15 protein-coding genes are annotated in these 16881 nt (G+C 68.9%); 3 read left to right on the forward strand and 12 right to left on the reverse strand.

What is annotated here, in order from left to right; all coding sequences use genetic code 11:
- Window positions 1–15 precede the first annotated feature (15 nt).
- On the forward strand, window positions 16–915 hold the full coding sequence (gene pheA, locus TSO352_RS31000) for a chorismate mutase (protein WP_109111128.1): 900 nt from the start codon (window positions 16–18) through the stop codon (window positions 913–915).
- Between the two features lie 66 nt (window positions 916–981).
- The gene (hisC, locus tag TSO352_RS31005) at window positions 982–2073 is read left to right on the forward strand and encodes a histidinol-phosphate transaminase (protein ID WP_109111129.1); all 1092 of its coding nucleotides are present in this window, start codon (window positions 982–984) and stop codon (window positions 2071–2073) included.
- A 287-nt stretch (window positions 2074–2360) separates the two neighbouring features.
- On the opposite strand, the gene TSO352_RS33040 is transcribed toward hisC, so the two are convergent.
- From TSO352_RS33040 to fliF, 12 genes are all read right to left on the reverse strand, one after another.
- On the reverse strand, window positions 2361–3056 hold the full coding sequence (locus tag TSO352_RS33040) for a hypothetical protein (protein WP_146210820.1): 696 nt from the start codon (window positions 3054–3056) through the stop codon (window positions 2361–2363).
- Window positions 3053–3751 carry a hypothetical protein gene (locus TSO352_RS33045; RefSeq protein WP_146210821.1) on the reverse strand — a complete coding sequence of 233 codons (699 nt, stop codon included), beginning with the start codon at window positions 3749–3751 and terminating at the stop codon, window positions 3053–3055. Before TSO352_RS33045 ends, TSO352_RS33040 begins: the two co-directional genes overlap by 4 nt.
- 284 nt (window positions 3752–4035) lie before the next feature.
- Complete coding sequence (locus tag TSO352_RS31020; protein WP_109111132.1) at window positions 4036–4389, reverse strand: hypothetical protein; 354 nt, start codon at window positions 4387–4389, stop codon at window positions 4036–4038.
- Entirely contained in the window at window positions 4386–6224 is a 1839-nt protein-coding gene (locus TSO352_RS31025) for a hypothetical protein (RefSeq protein WP_109111133.1), read from the reverse strand. The genes TSO352_RS31020 and TSO352_RS31025 overlap by 4 nt, the downstream gene beginning before the upstream one ends.
- Window positions 6225–6235: 11 nt before the next feature.
- A complete protein-coding gene (locus TSO352_RS31030; protein WP_109111134.1) occupies window positions 6236–7033 on the reverse strand; it encodes a MinD/ParA family protein in 798 nt (265 codons plus the stop codon).
- Window positions 7030–8229: a GTPase gene (locus tag TSO352_RS31035; RefSeq protein ID WP_109111135.1), complete on the reverse strand. Its 1200-nt coding sequence runs from the start codon at window positions 8227–8229 to the stop codon at window positions 7030–7032. The genes TSO352_RS31030 and TSO352_RS31035 overlap by 4 nt, the downstream gene beginning before the upstream one ends.
- A gap of 46 nt (window positions 8230–8275) precedes the next feature.
- Complete coding sequence (gene flhA / locus TSO352_RS31040; RefSeq protein ID WP_109111136.1) at window positions 8276–10453, reverse strand: flagellar biosynthesis protein FlhA; 2178 nt, start codon at window positions 10451–10453, stop codon at window positions 8276–8278.
- A 50-nt stretch (window positions 10454–10503) separates the two neighbouring features.
- Window positions 10504–12081 (reverse strand): sigma-54 dependent transcriptional regulator, encoded by a 1578-nt coding sequence (locus TSO352_RS31045; RefSeq protein WP_109111137.1) that lies wholly within the window; start codon window positions 12079–12081, stop codon window positions 10504–10506.
- Between the two features lie 4 nt (window positions 12082–12085).
- The gene (locus TSO352_RS31050) at window positions 12086–13018 is read right to left on the reverse strand and encodes a MotA/TolQ/ExbB proton channel family protein (RefSeq protein ID WP_109111138.1); all 933 of its coding nucleotides are present in this window, start codon (window positions 13016–13018) and stop codon (window positions 12086–12088) included.
- Window positions 13018–13335 carry a flagellar motor switch protein FliN gene (fliN, locus tag TSO352_RS31055; RefSeq protein WP_109111139.1) on the reverse strand — a complete coding sequence of 106 codons (318 nt, stop codon included), beginning with the start codon at window positions 13333–13335 and terminating at the stop codon, window positions 13018–13020. Before fliN ends, TSO352_RS31050 begins: the two co-directional genes overlap by 1 nt.
- A 34-nt stretch (window positions 13336–13369) precedes the next feature.
- Entirely contained in the window at window positions 13370–14128 is a 759-nt protein-coding gene (locus TSO352_RS31060; protein WP_109111140.1) for a FliH/SctL family protein, read from the reverse strand.
- Window positions 14129–14169: 41 nt separating this feature from the next.
- Window positions 14170–15831 carry a flagellar basal-body MS-ring/collar protein FliF gene (gene fliF / locus TSO352_RS31065; RefSeq protein WP_109111141.1) on the reverse strand — a complete coding sequence of 554 codons (1662 nt, stop codon included), beginning with the start codon at window positions 15829–15831 and terminating at the stop codon, window positions 14170–14172.
- 538 nt (window positions 15832–16369) lie between these two features.
- On the opposite strand from fliF, the gene TSO352_RS31070 reads away from it, so the two are divergent.
- Window positions 16370–16873: a helix-turn-helix transcriptional regulator gene (locus tag TSO352_RS31070; RefSeq protein ID WP_109111142.1), complete on the forward strand. Its 504-nt coding sequence runs from the start codon at window positions 16370–16372 to the stop codon at window positions 16871–16873.
- Window positions 16874–16881: the final 8 nt, after the last annotated feature.

Below are 16881 nucleotides of genomic sequence, written 5' to 3' on the forward strand. Positions count from 1 at the left end.
ATGGTTTTGTGCCCCATGCCCCCCGCCAGGACTCCGCTCGACGATTTGCGCCGCGAGATCGACCAGATCGACGACGCGATCCATGACCTGCTGATGCGCCGCGCCGCGGTCGTGGAGCGGATCGGCGCCGCCAAGGGCACCGAACCGGCCGTGGGCCAGCCCGTCTACCTGCGCCCGGGGCGGGAGGCGACGATCCTGCGCCGCCTGATGGCCCGCCACGCCGGGTCCTTCCCCGCCCAGGTCGTCGTCCGCATCTGGCGCGAGATGATCACCGCCTTCACCCGCATGCAGGGGCCCTTCGCCGTCGCCGTCTACGCGCCGGAGGACCGCCGCGGCTTCTGGGACGTCGCCCGCGACCATTTCGGCAGCTTCGTGCCGATGACCGCCGTCAACACCCCGGCCGCCGCGCTCCGCGCCGTGTCGGAGGGGGCGGCGACCGTCGCCGTGGTGCCCTATCCGGCCGACGACGACTCGGACCCCTGGTGGCGCTTCCTGGTGTCGGCCGACGCCGCCCGGCCGCAGGTGGTGGCGCGGCTGCCCTTCGGCGGGCGCGGCAACGCCCGCGGCGAGAATCGCGACGCGCTCGCCATCGCCGCCGTCCCGCACGAGGCGACCGGCGACGACCGCACGCTGCTCAGCATCGAGATCGGCGGCGACCTCAGCCGCGGCCGGCTGAAGGACATGCTGGAGGCTTGCGGCCTGCCGCCGGTCAATTTCTGCACCTGGCATCCCGCCGGCCACGCCACCAGCCCGTCGGGCAGTTCCTCCGGCGGGCCGTCGGTGCATCTGGTCGAGATCGCCGACTTCGTCGATCGCGCCGATCCCCGCCTGACCGCGCTGGTCGAGCGGTCCGGCGACATTCCGGTGCGGGTCAACACCGTCGGCGGCTACGCCGTGCCGTTGAATCTGGGCTGATCGCCCGAAATACGGCAGGATGGCGCCGTCATTCCCTAAAGCACGCTTCAGAAGGTTCGCAACGCCATGACCCAACCGAACGGCCCGCAGCCGCGTCCGGGGATTCTCGACATCGCCGCCTATGTCGGCGGCGAGCATCAGGGTCACATCCGCCTCGCCTCGAACGAGGGGGCGCTCGGCCCCAGCCCGCGGGCGATGGAGGCTTATGCGGCGGCGGCGCCGACGCTGCACCGCTACCCCGACGGCGGCTCCGCCGCGCTGCGCGGCGCCATCGCCAAGCGCTTCAACCTGGACGCCGAGCGCATCGTCTGCGGCGCCGGGTCGGACGAGATCATCAGCCTGCTGATCCGGGCCTACGCCGGGCCGGGCGACGAGGTGCTGTATTCGCAGTACGGCTTCCTGATGTACCCGATCGGCGCCAAGTCGGTCGGCGCCACCCCGGTGACCGCGCCGGAGGATGGGCTGACCGCCAGCGTCGATCAGCTGCTCGCCCGCGTCACCCCGCGCACCCGGCTGGTCTTCCTCGCCAACCCGAACAACCCGACCGGCACCTACCTGCCGGCGTCGGAGGTGGCGCGGCTGCACGCCGGCCTGCCGCCGGACGTCATCCTGGTCATCGACGCGGCTTACGCCGAATATGTGAACAAGGACGACTACACCGCCGGCGAGGAGTTGGTGGACCGCTTCCCCAACGTGGTGATGACCCGCACCTTCTCGAAGATCTTCGCGCTGGGCTCGCTGCGTATCGGCTGGGGCTATGGCCCGGCCGGCATCGTCGACGTGCTGAACCGCGTCCGCGGCCCGTTCAACGTGTCGACCGCCGCCCATGTCGCCGGCGTCGCCGCGGTGGAGGACGCCGACTTCCTCGACCGCTCCCGCCGCCACAACGAGAAGTGGCGCGCGTGGTTCTCCGCCGAGGTGCAGGGGTTGGGCCTGACGGTGCATCCCAGCGTCACCAACTTCGTCCTGGTCGACTTCCAGGGCCAGCCGGCCGGCAAGGACGATGCCGAGGCGGCGCGCCAGTTCCTGAAGGCCCGCGGCATCCTGGTCCGCCAGATGCCCGCCTACGGCCTGCCGAGCTGCCTGCGCGTCACCATCGGCACCGAGGCGGAAATGCGCGCGGTCGTCGACGCGCTGAAGGGCTTCCTGCAGGGGTGATGCGGGGGCGGGGCGCGTCGGTAACGGTGCGCCCCGTTTTGCGACACGCCCCTGCCGCCGTTCGACCGGGCGAACCGCGCGATCAGGACCAGTCTACACTGGAGAGGCGCTAGATTTCGTGCGCGCTGTAGGCGGGATTGACCAAGGAGGCTGGCGGCACGCCGATCAGGGTGATGCCCGTCCGTGCTTTGATTTGTATTCTGTTGTGGCTTTGGTTCAGCCAGAACAGTTATCTCGAACGATTTTGACGATATCTCCCGAAATTATCGGAACTTGAAAACTGAAGGTTAGAAATCCCAAGTGACTTCACATCCGAGGTATTCGCTGAGCACCATCCGCACCACACTCCCATCTTCGACACCCGCCATGTATCGGTACCTGCCCTTCTGAACGACCACCCATCCCGGTCGGTCTCCTGGATAGCCCTCAAGAAGCCTTTGCATTGCTCGTGAGCCAACGTCCGGCCACATCGCCAACTTGCCGTCGCCGAAGTTCTCGAAGTTGAGCAAAGCTTGATCGGAGAGCAATGATAGCGGGAAGACGTCGACGGCTAACGGTTCGTGCTCAAAATGCTCATGCAGTTCGTAGGCCGCGTGTGCGCGCGCGATCTTGGTTATAATTCGCCTCACTCGATCCATATCGGGATGGAACATTGTTCCATTCTCGGTGATCGAGCGGATTGCTGCCATTGATGACGCCAGCGCGGGGCTACGCGCGAGCATCTTGGCGACTACAGGCCGGGATACGCGCGCTGCATCCACCTCGCCGGTCAGAGCGCACTCGACCACACAGGCGAGCCAACTCTCGTCAAGCGAAGCGGAGTTATTGCAAACGTAACAAGAGGGGACAACGATCATTTCATCAGGATACGGCTTGTCCAGCAGTACTTTCGGGGGCGCATGATCAACAGTGTTGGCTTTGCCGCCACAGTGATAGCAGCCGGTCAGAATGCGGCTATCGCCGTAGCATTCGATCCGCTTCATCGACGGAGTCTTATACTCAGTTCCTTGTCAATAGCGGCTAGTTCGCGCTCCCACCAGTTGATCGCCTCCTCGAAAACGTCGCGAGCGTCCTCGCCTTCGCCGTAACCCTCGACAAGCGGACGGAACAGATTCTCATCAAAATCTGCGATTTGATCCAGGTAGCTGACCTCGCCGGTCTCCGGATTTACAAGCGTCAATCGTATCGCCATCGGCACCTCGGCGAGCGGGTGCACTTTGGACCGATACTCCTTGAGGATATTGTTGCGCTCTTCGAGAATAAAATCTCGATACACCGCATGTGAAGGATCGGCGCTTCTCCAGCGTCGGTGCGCTTCATCGCCGATCTTCGCAAGTTCGACATTCGCTCGTTGATCAACATTGAGTAGGACGTGTCCAACGGCTCGAAGTAACGCTACACCACCCGCCCAATGCACGCGCCAGCGATCTGGATCGGTTTCAGTCTGCAACATATCGAGTGCAAGCCTTGCATCTAAAAGAACCTCGCGTGCTGCGTGTGTCATCTCGTTTATCTCCGCCGATTTTTCTGCTTTATCTCGATATACTGTGATAACTAAGCAGTCTGCATCATTCCGCGCTTTAGATGACCAATCTTCATGAAATTTTCGATCAACTTTATGAACTATATGCCACATTAGATTAGCAGAAATGATGTTGCTTTGTAAATTGTCGATCAAAGTGAAGGGCGGCTCTTAGTTCCCCGTAGCTTTGGCCGCCCTAACAGAACTTGAAAATAGCGAGATATGTGTTAGTAAAATATCATTGAAAGATGGACGATTGAATGAATTGGTGACATTGGTGATGGATAAAGGCCTGACTGTCGCCCGAAGTCGTCCAGGATACGGTGCACCAACCGACAGCAGAAATTTAGCTTTTATCTGCAGAAACGCGCCAATTTATTTTAGGCCGAATACAGTTATTCACTTCCATGGAGGCCACCTCCGCCCCCAACCCCGCCCCCTCACACCCGCCGCAGCCGTCCCAGCAGTTGCGGGTTGTCCCAGGTCGGTTGCCGGTCCTCGATCACCACGCGGTGCGGCAGCGGGGCGTCGCGCTCGACCGTCACCTCGACCCAGCGCGGCACCAGTTCGTTGTTGAGGTCGTCCAGCACCGCCAGCGCCAGCGCCTCCAGCCCCTCGGCGACGTCGGCGAACGTTGCCAGATAGGCAACGACGCCCGCCGGGTCCGGCACCAGCCGGTCGGGCACCAGGCGCAGCGTCAGCCGGGTGCCCGGCATCGGCTCGCCGCGCAGTTCCACCAGATAGTCGTGGCGGGGGTCGGGCGACGGCCGGGTGGTCAGCCGCTCGCGCCTCATGCCGACACCCCCAGCCCGGCCTTGCCGGCGCGGGTCAGCTTGACCCAGCTCTTGGCGCCGGACTGGAAGGACAGGCCGCCGGTGTAGCCGACCGCCCGTACGCTGTCGGCGAAGACCTGGATCAGCTCGACCCGCAGTTCCGGCGGCAGGGCGGCGTGGCTGCGCAGGATCAGGTCGAAATGGTTGGGCCGCACCAGCCCGTCAAGCTGCATCGGGCCGAAGCGGCTGAGGTCGAGGTCGATCAGGAAGCGGCTGCCCGGCTTGCCGCGCTCCTTGCCGCCGCCGGACTCCTCGTCCTCCTTCAGCGGGTGGACGTGCAGCTTGATCGGCTTCGGGCCGTGCGCGTCCATCAGCGGAATGGTGTAGGAACGCCAGTCGCCCGGCAGCGGCTCGGCGGCCTCGCGCTTCAGCCCGTCGAAATCCTGGGTCAGCCGGTCGAGCAGGTCGCGCCGCCCGGCCTTGTCGAGCGCCGTCGACGCCTCGTCGCCCAGCCAGCCCTGGGCGTCGCCGCCGCGCATCGCCGACAGGAAGAAGCTCAGCGCCGCGGTCAGCTTGCGGTTGGGCTGCGGCATGGTCGCCTGCATCGCCTTGGCGACCGCCGGGTCGCTGGCCGCCAGCGCCGCCATCAGTTGCCGCATCGCCGGCCAGTCGCGGTCGCCCAGCGGTCCCGGCGGGCCGGGCAGGGTGGGGGCCGCCGCCTGCGTCGCCCGGGCGAGGTCGGTCAGCGCCGCCGTCACCGTCGCGCCCTGCGGCAGGCTGGCCGGCACGTTCAGCGCCAGCATGCCCTGTTTCGTCGCCAGGATCGGCTGGCCCTGCGGCGTGGTGCCGGCGACGGTGCCGCGCAGGATCGGCGCGTCCGCCGGCGGAGCGGCCGGATCGTCGGGCAGCGCGGGCTGGCCACCGGCCGGGGTGCCGCCGCCCTGGCCACCGGTCTGGCCGCCGCGCGGCCCGGCCTCCGCCTCACCCGGTGGTCGGGGTTGTTGCGGCGGCGGGGTCACCGTCAGGATCTTCAGCGCGACCGTGGCGCCACGCGGCAGGTCGGGCGCCTCGGCGGGTTGGGAGGGCAGGCCGGGAGCCTCGGCGCCGGGATGCGCCGCGTCGCCGCCCAGTTCGACCGGCGTGCCGAAGGTGGCGCTGCCGCCGGCCATCGGCGCGGACAGCGTCGGTTGCGCCGCCGTTCCGGCCGCCGCGCCGGGCGTCGCCGCGGCGTTGGGGGATGCCCCCGCCGGGGCGGCGGGCGCCGCCGGCGTGGAGGCGGGAGCGGCGGGTGTGGTGGCCGGCTTACCGCCCGAGCCGCCGGCCAGCACCAGCGCCGGCACCACCGTGCCGGGGGTGAGCGGCGGCAGGGTGGGGACGGTGGTCGGCTGGGCGGTCGGCAGCAGCACGGCCGGGTTGGCGCCGCCGCCGGGGGCGGGCGTCGGCGTTGGTCCACCAGCACCACCGGCAGCGCCGGCCTGGGTGGTGCCGGCCGGCGCAGCACCGGACGGCGTGCCCAGCGCCTGGAGCAGGATCAGCGCGGTCGGCTTGGCCGGGATGGCGGCGCCCGTCTGGGTGGTCGCGGCGCCGGGGGTGAGCTGCACCGTCACCGGCTTGTCGGCCGGCAACTCGGCCGCGCTGTCGAGCAGCAGCTCGCCGGCCGCGGTGCGGATGCGGGTCAGCCCCTCCGGTGTCTGGCCGGCGACGGTGCCGGTCAGCACCACCGGGCGGGTGACCTCCGGCAGCCGGTCGGGAAGCTGCACCACCGTGGCCTCGGCCGTGACGGTCGCGGGCGTGGCGCTCGTCGCCGCGGCGGTGGCGGCGGCCGGGGTGACCGACGGTGGGATCGACCCGCCCATCGGCCGTTCCGTTACTTGGCGCTGGCGAGCAGCCGCTGCACGATCGCCTCGACGTCGCGGGCCGCGTCGCTGGCGGGCGAGCGGGTTAGCAGCGGGGTCTGGCTGCGGATGGCGTCGCGCACCTTCAGGTCGCGGCGGATGATGCCGGCCAGCGACGGCTTGTATTTCAGGAAGTTCTGGCAGGCCTTCAGGATGGTGCCGTAGGTCCGCTCGCCGTCCTTCACGCTCTGCGCCATGTTGACGACGATGCGCAGGTCGGCCGACGGGTTGGTGGCGTGGGTCAGCTTGATGAAGGCGTAGGCGTCGGTCAGCGAGGTCGGCTCGTCCGTCGTCACCACCAGGGTGATCCCGGCCGGGCCGGACAGGGTGCGCACCGTGCGGTCGACGCCGGCGCCCATGTCCATCACCACGCGGTCGTAGCTCTTGGCCAGCTCCAGCAGGTCGTTGCGCAGGCCCGACAGCCGCTGGCTCGGCAACTGGGCGAGCGTGCCCGAGCCCGACCGGCCGGCGATGATGTCAAACCCCGTCTCGGGGAAGCGCTGCGCCGCCTTGGACAGCGTCACCTCGCCGTTGATGACGGCGCCCAGGTCGTTCTTGGGCGAGAAGCCGAGCTGGATGTCGACGTTGGCAAGGCCCAGGTCACCGTCGAACAGCAGCGTGTTCATCCCCGCCTTGGTCAGGGCGTGGCTGAGCGTGATCGAGAACCACGTCTTGCCGACGCCGCCCTTTCCACTGGCCACGGCGATGACGTTGGCACCGCGCAGCGGGCGAACGTTCTTGAGGGCGGCCGGGAACACCGGATCGGTCATGGCAGGGTCCTCGACGAGGGGGAACTGGCGGCTTTAGCCTTGGTTGCGGGTTTTGCTGGTTTGGCCGGGGCCCGGCGGGGCGGTGGCGGCGCCCGTTCGGGTTCATCCAGTTCCGGCTCGCCGTCCGGATCGTGGTCGTCGTCCCAATCACTGGGATCCGCCCCCCTGGCCACCCGATCCCTCGCCGTCCGGTCGTTCGGCGCCGCGTCCTTGGGCGCCGCCGCCTCGTCCGGTGGGATCATCATGCGGGCGAGCGCCAGCGGGTTCAGCGCGGTCAGCCCCTCCGCCACCTTCGACGACACGCTGGCGTCGCAGAAGGCCAGCCGGGCGCGGTTGGCGATGGCGAGCAGGCTGCCCAGCCGCCGCGCCATGTCCAGCCGGGTCACCAGCATCCGCCGCACGCCGACCGCCTTGAAGGCCAGCGCCATGTCGGCCGCCTCCAGCGCGTCGAGCCCGGCGGGCAGCACCAGCACCGGCTCGACCTCGCCCGCCGACAGAAGGGCGCGCAGATCGTCCATGTCGTCGGCGTTGAACGGGTTGCGCCCGGCGGTGTCGACCAGGACGAGGTCGGTCCGGCGGTGCACCTCGAAGGCGCCGGCCAGCGCGTCGGGGTCTTCCACCGTCGCCAGCTTCAGCTTCATCAGCCGGGTGAAGGCGGCCAGCTGGTCGACGCCGCCGGCGCGCACCGTGTCGGTGGTGATGACGCCGACCGAGCGTTTCTTGAACACCGCACGGGCGGCCAGCTTGGCGGCGACCAGCGTCTTGCCCGAGCCGGGGGGGCCGACCAACGCCAGCGGCTTCACCGCGCTGCGGCCGTCGGGCAGCGGCTTGAAGGTGAACATCTGGTCGAGCGCCGAGCCCAGCGCCAGCCGCGGATCCTCGGTGTCGAGGCCGGAGGCCGCGTCGATCAACTGTTCGGCCAGCGCGGCGGGCACGCCATGGCGCTGCAGCGCGTCGGCGACCAGCTCGCCGACGTCGATCTCCGGTTCGACCGGCTGGGGCGCCGGCTTGGCCGAGCGGCCCGACCCGCGCGCCGGGGCTGCCGGCAGGTCGTCCTCCTCCACCGCCGCCGTGACCCGCACGCCGCCGCCTTCCTCCTCGCGCGTGGCGACGATGATGGCGTCGTCGCCCAGCGACTGGCGCACCATCCGCATGGCGTCGGACATGGTCTTGGCGTGAAAGGACTTCAGCCGCATCGGCGGAGCCCTCGGTCAGGGGAAGCGGGAGGACGGGCGCGCGTCATCAGATCTGACCCAGGGTCTTGATCCGCGCCTTCGGGTGGATCTCGTTCTGCGACATGACCACGGTCGCCGGCCGGAACCGCTCGACGATGGAGCGGACGAAGGGCCGGATCAGCGGGCTGGTCAACAGAACGGGGCTCTCGCCCATCATGGCATGTCGCTCGAAGGTTTGACGGACGGAGGTGATGAACTGCTGCAGGCGGGACGGGGCCATCGTCAGCTGCCGGTCGTCGCCGTCGCCCACCAGCGACTCGGCGAACCCCTGCTCCCATTCGGGCGACAGGGTGACGAGCGGGATGAAGCCCATCTCGTTCGTGTTCGCGTCGCAGATTTGCCGGGCAAGGCGGGACCGCACATGCTCGGTGATCTGGGTGATGCTGCGGGTCTGGCTGGTCGCTTCGGATACCCCTTCCAATATGGTTGGAAGATCCCGGATCGAGACGCGTTCGGCAAGGAGATTCTGCAACACCCGTTGCAATCCGCCCACAGTGATCTGTCCGGGCACCACATCGGCGATCAGCTTCTGGTGTTCCTTGTCGGTTTCGTCCAGCAGCTTCTGCGTCTCGGTGAAGGACAGCAGCTCCGGCATGTTGTCCTTGATCAGCTCGGTCAGGTGGGTGGTGACCACGGTCGACGGGTCGACCACGGTGTAGCCCTTGAACAGCGCCTCCTCGCGATAGCCGGGCTCGATCCAGATGGCGGGCAGGCCGAAGGTCGGCTCCACCGTCTGTTCGCCGGGCAGGCTCATGGCGTCGCCGCGCGGGTCCATCACCAGCAGCATGTTGGGCCGAATGTCGCCGCGCCCGGCCTCGATCTCCTTCACCCGGATGATGTAGGTGTTGGGCGGAAGCTGCAGATTGTCCTGGATGCGCACCGCCGGCATGACGAAGCCGACCTCGCCGGCGATCTGCCGGCGCAGCCCCTTGATCTGGTCGGTCAGCCGGTGGCTGCCGGCCTGCGGCTGGTTGATCAGCGACAGCAGGCCGTAGCCCAGCTCCAGCCGGATCAGGTCGATGGCCAGCGCGGTGGAGATCGGCTCGTCCGGTGCTGGCCCGGCGCCCGGTCCGCCGCCGCCCGGCGCGCCGGCGGCCGCGGCCTCCGCGGCGGCCTCCGCCTCCGCCGCCTCCTGCTTGGCGCGCAGGCGCGGCATGTACCAAGCGGCGGCGCCGACCAGGCCGATGACCGGGGCCAGGGTGAAGATCGGCATGCCCGGCATCAGGGCCAGAACGCCGATGGCGCCCGCCGACAGGGCGAGCGCCTGGCTGTGGCCGGTCAGCTGGCCGACCACCGCCTTGTCGGTCGATCCGCCGGTGCCGGCCTTCGACACCAGGAAGCCGGCGGAGATCGAGATCACCAGCGCCGGGATCTGCGACACCAGACCGTCGCCGATCGTCAGCTTGGTGAAGGTGTCCAGCGCGGTCATCACCGGCATGTCGTGGCGCAGCACCGCGATGGTGACGCCGCCGATGATGTTGATGAACATGATCATCAGGCCGGCGACCGCGTCGCCCTTCACGAACTTCGACGCACCGTCCATCGAGCCGAAGAAGGCGCTTTCGTCCTCCAGCTCCTTGCGGCGGGCGCGCGCGGTTCCCTCGTCGATCATGCCGGCCGACAGGTCGGCGTCGATCGCCATCTGCTTGCCGGGCATGGCGTCGAGGGTGAAGCGCGCCGCCACTTCGGCGATGCGGCCCGAACCGGCGGTGATGACCTTGAAGTTCACGATCGTCAGGATGGCGTAGATGATCACGCCGATGACGAAGTCGCCGCCCATCACCAGGTTCGCGAACGCCTCGATGACGTGGCCGGCGGCCGCCGTGCCCTCGTGCCCCTGCGTCAGGATCAGCCGCGTCGAGGCCATGTTCAAGGACAGGCGCAGCAGCGTCGTGATCAGCAGGATGGTCGGGTAGGACGACATCTCCAGCGGCTTCTGGATGAACAGCACCACCATCAGGATCAGGATGGCGACGGTGATGTTCAGCCCGATCATCATGTCCAGCATCAGGCTGGGCAATGGCATGATCAGCCCGACGACGACGATCAGGATGCCGATCGCCATCGCCACGTCGCCGCGCTTCAGCGACGACTTGACGACCGCCAGCATCTCGCCGAAGGCGGCCATGTTGCCGGGGCCACCCCCGCCGCCACCGCCGCCCGTGTTCTGTTCCGTCAGCGCCATGGCTGCTCCCGCCCCTCAGGCATCATCGTCCGACCGTTGCCGTGACGGCGTCAGGCGGTCGCACGCTCGTCGTTGCCGGGGGCGTCGTTGCCGGGGGTGGGCACGCTGCGGCCCTCGTCGCCATACTGCTTCAGCTTGTTGCGCAGCGTGCGGATCGAGATGCCCAGGATGTTGGCGGCGTGGGTGCGGTTGCCCAGGCAGTGGGTCAGCGTCTCCAGGATCAGGTCGCGCTCGACGTCGGCGACGGTGCGGCCGATCAGGGCGGCCAAGCCGCCGTTGCCACCGCCATTGCCACCGCCGTTCCCGGCCATGCCGTAGGCGCCGGCCTTGGCGCCCTTCGGGCCGTAGCCGGACGCCAGCCCGGCCGGCGGCGGGATCACCAGCGAGGCCGGCGGCTGGCTGTTGGCCGGGGTGCCCGGGGCGGCCGTGCCCTGGGCGGCCGGAACCGTGCCGCCGGGGCCGGCGAACGGGTTGGCGACCGGCGAGTTGGCCGGGATGGCGGCCTGGGCGCTGCCTTCGGGGGCGAGCATCTTGCTGGTCAGCATGATCGCCTCCGGCCCGACCTCCTCGCCGCGCGACAGCAGGACGGCGCGGTGCATGGTGTTTTCCAGCTCGCGCACGTTGCCGCGCCAATGGTGGGCCTTCAGCATCAGCAGCGCGTCCTCGGTCAGGCGCTTGTCGCCCAGACCGTTGGCCTCCGCGTATTTCTTCAGGAAATGCTCGGCGATCAGCGGGATGTCGGCCGGGCGGTCGCGCAGGCTGGGGATCTCGACGCTGAACACGTTCAGGCGGAAATACAGATCCTCGCGGAAGTTGCCGGCGCGGACCTCCGCCTCCAGGTTGCGGTTGGAGGTGGCGATCAGGCGGACGTTGATCTTGACCGGCTGGCTGGAGCCGATCCGGTCGATCTCCTTCTCCTGGATCGCGCGCAGCAGCTTGGCCTGGAGGCGCGGGTGCATCTCCGACAGCTCGTCCAGCAGCAGGGTGCCGTTGTTGGCCTCCTCGAACTTGCCGAGCCGGCGGGCGACGGCGCCGGTGAAGGCGCCCTTCTCGTGGCCGAACAGCTCCGATTCCAGCAGGTTCTCCGGGATGGCGGCGCAGTTCACCGCGACGAACGGCTCGTTGGAGCGCCGGCTCTTGCGGTGGATGTAGCGCGCCATCAGCTCCTTGCCGGTGCCGCTCTCGCCGGTGATCATCACCGAGGCGTCGCTGGGCGCCACCTGGTCGGCCAGACGCAGCGTTGCCAGCATCGCCGGGTCGGTGCAGACGATGGAGTGGCTTTCCTCCGCCACCGCTTCCAGCACCGCGGCGATCAGCTCGGCGTTGGGTGGCAGCGGCAGGTACTCCTTGGCGCCGGCGCGGATGGCGCGCACCGCCGCCGCGGCGTCGGTGCCGATGCCGCAGGCCACCACCGGGATGGTGATCCGCTCGTTCTTCAGACTGTCGATGAAGGTGGCGATGTCCAGCTTGACGTCGATCATCACCAGATCGGCGCCGGCGGCGGCACGCAAGGCGGTCAGGGCCCCCTCGATGCTGTCGGTGTGCGACACCTTGGCCCCCCGCTTCATGGCAATCTTGCCGGCGGCGGTGATGTAGCCTTCCAACGTTCCAACGATCAGCAGACGCATAGCCTTACGCTCCCACTCTCGGGGCTTCCCGGTCGAAATACTGGATCCGCTTTCCAGGCGGCAGGACGGCGTTCAGGAGCATCTCCAGACGCCGGGGATTCTCTTGGCGCGCGATGGACACGGCGCCGATGGTGTAGAGGGTCTTGACCAGCGCGTCCTCCTCCGCCGCCCGCTCCACCTTGGCGGCGAGCGGGGCGAGGACGACGTTGCCGAGCACGGCCCCGTAGAAGGTCGTCAGCAGCGCCAGCGCCATCGCCGGGCCGATGGCCGACGGGTCGCTCAGGCTGCCCAGCATCTGGACGAGGCCGACCAGCGTGCCGATCAGCCCCATCGCCGGCGCCACTTCCGACGCGCGGCGCAGCACGCCGGCGCTCTTGCCGTGGCCGCCGGCGGTTGCCTCGACCTCGCCGGTCAGCATCCGCTCGATGGCGTCGGGCGGCAGCCCCTCGGTGATCAGGGTGACGCTGCGGTGCAGGAACGGCTCGCCGCGCAGCTCGGGCAGGACGTTGCGCAGCGTTTCCGGCCCGGCCCGCCGCGCCGCTTCCGCCAGCAGCAGGACCTGGCGGGCGACGCCCTTGGGGTCCAGCGTCTGGTGGATCAGCACGGCGGCGGCGTTGCGCCAGGCGACGGCGACGTCGCCCAGCGAGAAGGACGCGGTGGTGACCGCCAGCGTGCCGCCCAGCACGATCATCAGCGACGGCGGGTCGAGGAAGGCGCGCAGGCTGCCGCCGGCGGTGATGGCGACGACGATCACCCCGACCGCGGCGGCCAGCCCGACCAGCGTCGCCACGTCCAGCCCGCCGCGCAGCCGCACCGTCCGCCCCGGCGCCGCGACGCCGGCCGCCGCCTGGGCCGCCGGAGCCGCCGCGCCGCGGGCCGGACCGCCGGCGGCGGCGGCCTTGGCGCGTGGGCCGGTCGTGTCGGGAGCGATCGCCATCAGCCCCGGTCCGACTTGATGATTTCCGTCATGGTCACGCCCAGCCGGTCTTCCACCACCACCACCTCGCCGCGGGCGACCAGGCGGTTGTTGACGTAGATGTCGATGGCCTCGCCGACCTTGCGGTCCAGCTCGACCACGGCGCCGCGGCCCAGCTTCAGCAGCTGCGCCACCTGCATCGTCGACTTGCCCAGCACCGCCGAGATCTGGACCGGGATGTCGTAGACGGCCTCCAGGTCCTTGGCGATTCCGGGGCTGGCGTAATCGTCGCCGTCACCGGAGTTCAGGTCGTTCAGCGAAAAGTTGTCGCTCGGCATGTCGGTCTCGGACCTCCTTCAATCCGGCATCCCCTTAGACGGGAGCCGGAGCCTCCAGCATGTGCGCGGCGCGGCGTTCAATTTCGGCGAGCAGTTGCGCGGTGTCCCGCTCCATGCCGCCCTCGGCCCATTCGATCCGGCAGCCCCCGGGGGCGACCGACGGGTCGCCGACCACCATCAGCTTGGCGCCGAAGCCGCGGGCGCCGACGGTCTGTTCCAGATGCTCGCGCACCAGATCCATCGTGCCCTCGGCGACCCGGATGACCAGCCGCGGCTCGTCGATCAGGTCGGTCAGGCAGGCGCGCACCATCCCCTCGACCTCGACCATGCCGCCGCGCCGGGCCCATTCGGGCATCAGCTTGCGGACGATGGCCAGCGCCAGATGGACCGGCTGGTCGCTGCGCATGGCGTTGGTCGCCTCGCGCTCCGCCAGCAGGCGGGCGACGCCGTCGGCGATCTGGGACAGGGCGTTGGCGATGCGGTTGTTCACCGTCGCCTCGATCTCCGTCTTGCCGCGGTCGTAGCCGGTGGTCTGGCCGGCGGCCATCCCCTCGGTGAAGCCCTTGCCATAGCCGGCGCCGGTGCCTTCCGACTTGCCGGCGGCGAAGCCCTCGTCATAGCCCTGGGCGCGGGCCGCGGCCAACTGCTCCTCGCTGAAGGTCGGCGGCGGCGGCGCTTCCGGCTCCGGCGGCTCCTCCGGCTCCGGCATCAGGTCGTCGTCCTCCACATGGGTGATGCGGTGGACCGCGTCCACGTCGAACGACTCGTCGAACAGGAACTTGCGCACGCTCATGGCCGGTGCGCTCCGTCAGCGTGGTGGGAGGCCGGCATGGCTCAGCTCTCCTGATACAGCCAGTTGCGCAGGATGGAGACCGCCTCTTCCGGGTGCTTGTCGACGATTTCGCCCACCTTGCGCAGGGAGGAGGCGCGGACGCGGCCCTCCACCCGGTTGATGTCGATCATCTGCTCCAGCTCCTCGTCGGCCTGCGCCGCTTCCAGCGCCAGATCCTGGGCCAGCGCGCCGGTCGGGGCGGCCAGCGCCGCCGGCATGCCGGCCTGGTCGGTCAGCAGGCGGTCCATCTCGTCCTCCTCCTGCATCTCGGCCTTCTCGAAGGCGCGGGAGATCAGCGGGCGGATGACCAGCAGGATGATGAGGACGGCGACGATGCCCAGCACGACCATCTCCGCGATGCGGAACAGGTCGTCCTTTGTCATGCCCATGAACAGCTCTTCGGGCTTCTGGATGTCGTCGTCGGGCGACCAGAAGCGCAGGTTGACCACCTCCAGCGTGTCGCCGCGCACGGCGTCCAGCCCGACGGCGGAGCGCACCAGCGCCTTGATGCTCTCGATCTCCTGCTCGCTGCGCGGCTGGTAGGCCGGCGGCGCCTCGCGGGAGAGCTGGTAGGTGCCGTCCACCAGCACGGCGACCGACAGCCGGCGGACCTGCCCGGCTTCGCGCACATGCGACTTGGTGGTCTTGGTGATCTCGTAGTTGATCGTCTCTTCGTTGCGGTTCGACTTGTTCGAGGACAGCGGGCTGGCGCTGCTGCTCGACTGGGCGGTCGGCAGGTTCTGGTCCACCGTCACCGGGGCCAGCGGGTCGCGGTCGCTGCTCTCGTTCGATTCGGTGACCGTCTGGGTCGAGCGGACGACTTGGCTTTCCGGGTCGAAGATCTCCGACTGGGTGGTGATGCGGTCGAAGTCGAGGTCGGCCGACACCTCCGCCCGGACCTTGCCGTAGCCCAGCGTGCGGCCCAGCAGATCCTCGATGGTGCGGGCCAGCCGGCCCTCGTAGGCCTGCTTCTTCTCCTCCGCCGACGCCATCATCGCCTCGGCGCTGTCGCTGCCGGTGCCGCGGGCCAGCAGCTTGCCCTTGTCGTCGACGATGGAGATGCGGTTGGGGTCGAGGTTGGGGACCGAGGCGGCGATCAACTGCTGGATCGCCTGGATGTTCTCGCGGCTGAGCTGGGCGCCGGGGCGCAGCTTCAGGAAGACGCTGGCGGTGGCCGGGTTCTGCTGGCGGGCGAACAGCTCGCGCTTGGGCAGCACCAGATGGACCCGGGCGTTCTGCACGCCGTTCAGCGTCTGCACCGTGCGCGCCATCTCGCCTTCCAGCGCGCGCAGGTGGTTGATGTTCTGCATGAAGCTGGTGGCGCCGAAGCCCTCGCCCTTGTCGAACAGCTCGTAGCCGACCGAGCCGCCGGACGGCAGCCCCTGCGCCGCCATGCGCATGCGCATCGGCCCGACCTGGTCGGCGGGGACGGTGATCTTGGTGCCGGACTTGTCGACGGTGTAGGGGACCTTGGCCTCTTCCAGCTTCTTGGCGATGGCCGCCGCCTCCGTCGGCTGGAGTTCGGAGTACAGAAGCTCCATCTCCGGCGTCGACAGGCGGGTGGTCAGGTAGACGAAGAAGCCGATCAGCAACAGCCCGACGCCGCCGATCGCCGCGAGACGGGCGGGGCCGAGATTGCGCAAGGTCTGCAGCAGGTTGTTCACGCGCGGTCCCCGATCGGAAGGCGTCCCGGCATGCTCTCCACACCATCCGTTTCGCGATTGCGAGACGTTTTGTGCAAGTTCCGCGCCGGGCTTGGGCTATAAAGGGGCATGCTGCGTTGTCTTGATGAAGAGAGGGTTAATCGGCGGCAGTTTTTGCCGGGTGCCCGGCAAAATGTGCCTAGTGCCCCACAAATGTTGCCGGTCTGCCGCTCATCGCCGCCACAACCGGCGGCTGCCGTGCCGGCGGCTTGAGCCGGGCGGCGCCCGTTCCGCGACCCTGGGTAGGGCGATACCGCGCGGTGCGCGAGAACGGTGCACCACCACTGACCATTGGACGAATCCCGCGAAGAAGCGACTGTCCAAAGGGGGTAGTTGCCCCAGTGGCGGTTGACATCATGGGTCGGCGGTCATAGCTGAGTTGCAATCCACACCCGCGGCCGGCCGATTCGTTTTCTCGGAAGCGACGCCATCCGGTGTCCTGAGCGGCGCCGGGCGGAGCGGACACCCAGAGTTTGTGCAGTATCGAAGGGGAAGTGCCATGAAACGACGTGGCCGGGAAAAGAAGGAAGGCCTGAACGATGTCGATGTCTTCGTCGGCCAGCGCCTGCGGGAATTGCGCATGCTGGCCGGTCTGAGCCAGAGTGACGTCGCGTCGGCGCTGGGCCTGACCTTCCAGCAATTGCAAAAGTACGAGCGTGGCTTCAACCGTGTCTCGTCCAGCCGGCTGTTCAAGCTTGGCCAGTTCTTCCGGGTTCCGGTGTCCGTCTTCTTCGAAGGCCTGGAGAACCGCCAGCCCGCCGTCGAGGGCGAGGCGCCGGCCGCCGGGGCCGAGGAGACGGAGAACACGCTGCAGTCGCGCGAGGCGCTGATGCTGGCGCGCTATTTCCAGAGCATCCGCGACCCGCATGTGCGCGCCGCCATCCGCGAGCTGGCCGAACGCTGCGCCGAGCAGGCGCCGGCCCCCGCCGACTCCGCGCCGGCCGCCGCCAAGCGTGGCCGTGGCCGCCGCAGCGGCGTCGCCGAGCAGGGCGGGCACGCCTGAGGCCAAGC

This window comes from Azospirillum sp. TSO35-2 (genome assembly GCF_003116095.1).
Taxonomy (GTDB): domain Bacteria; phylum Pseudomonadota; class Alphaproteobacteria; order Azospirillales; family Azospirillaceae; genus Azospirillum.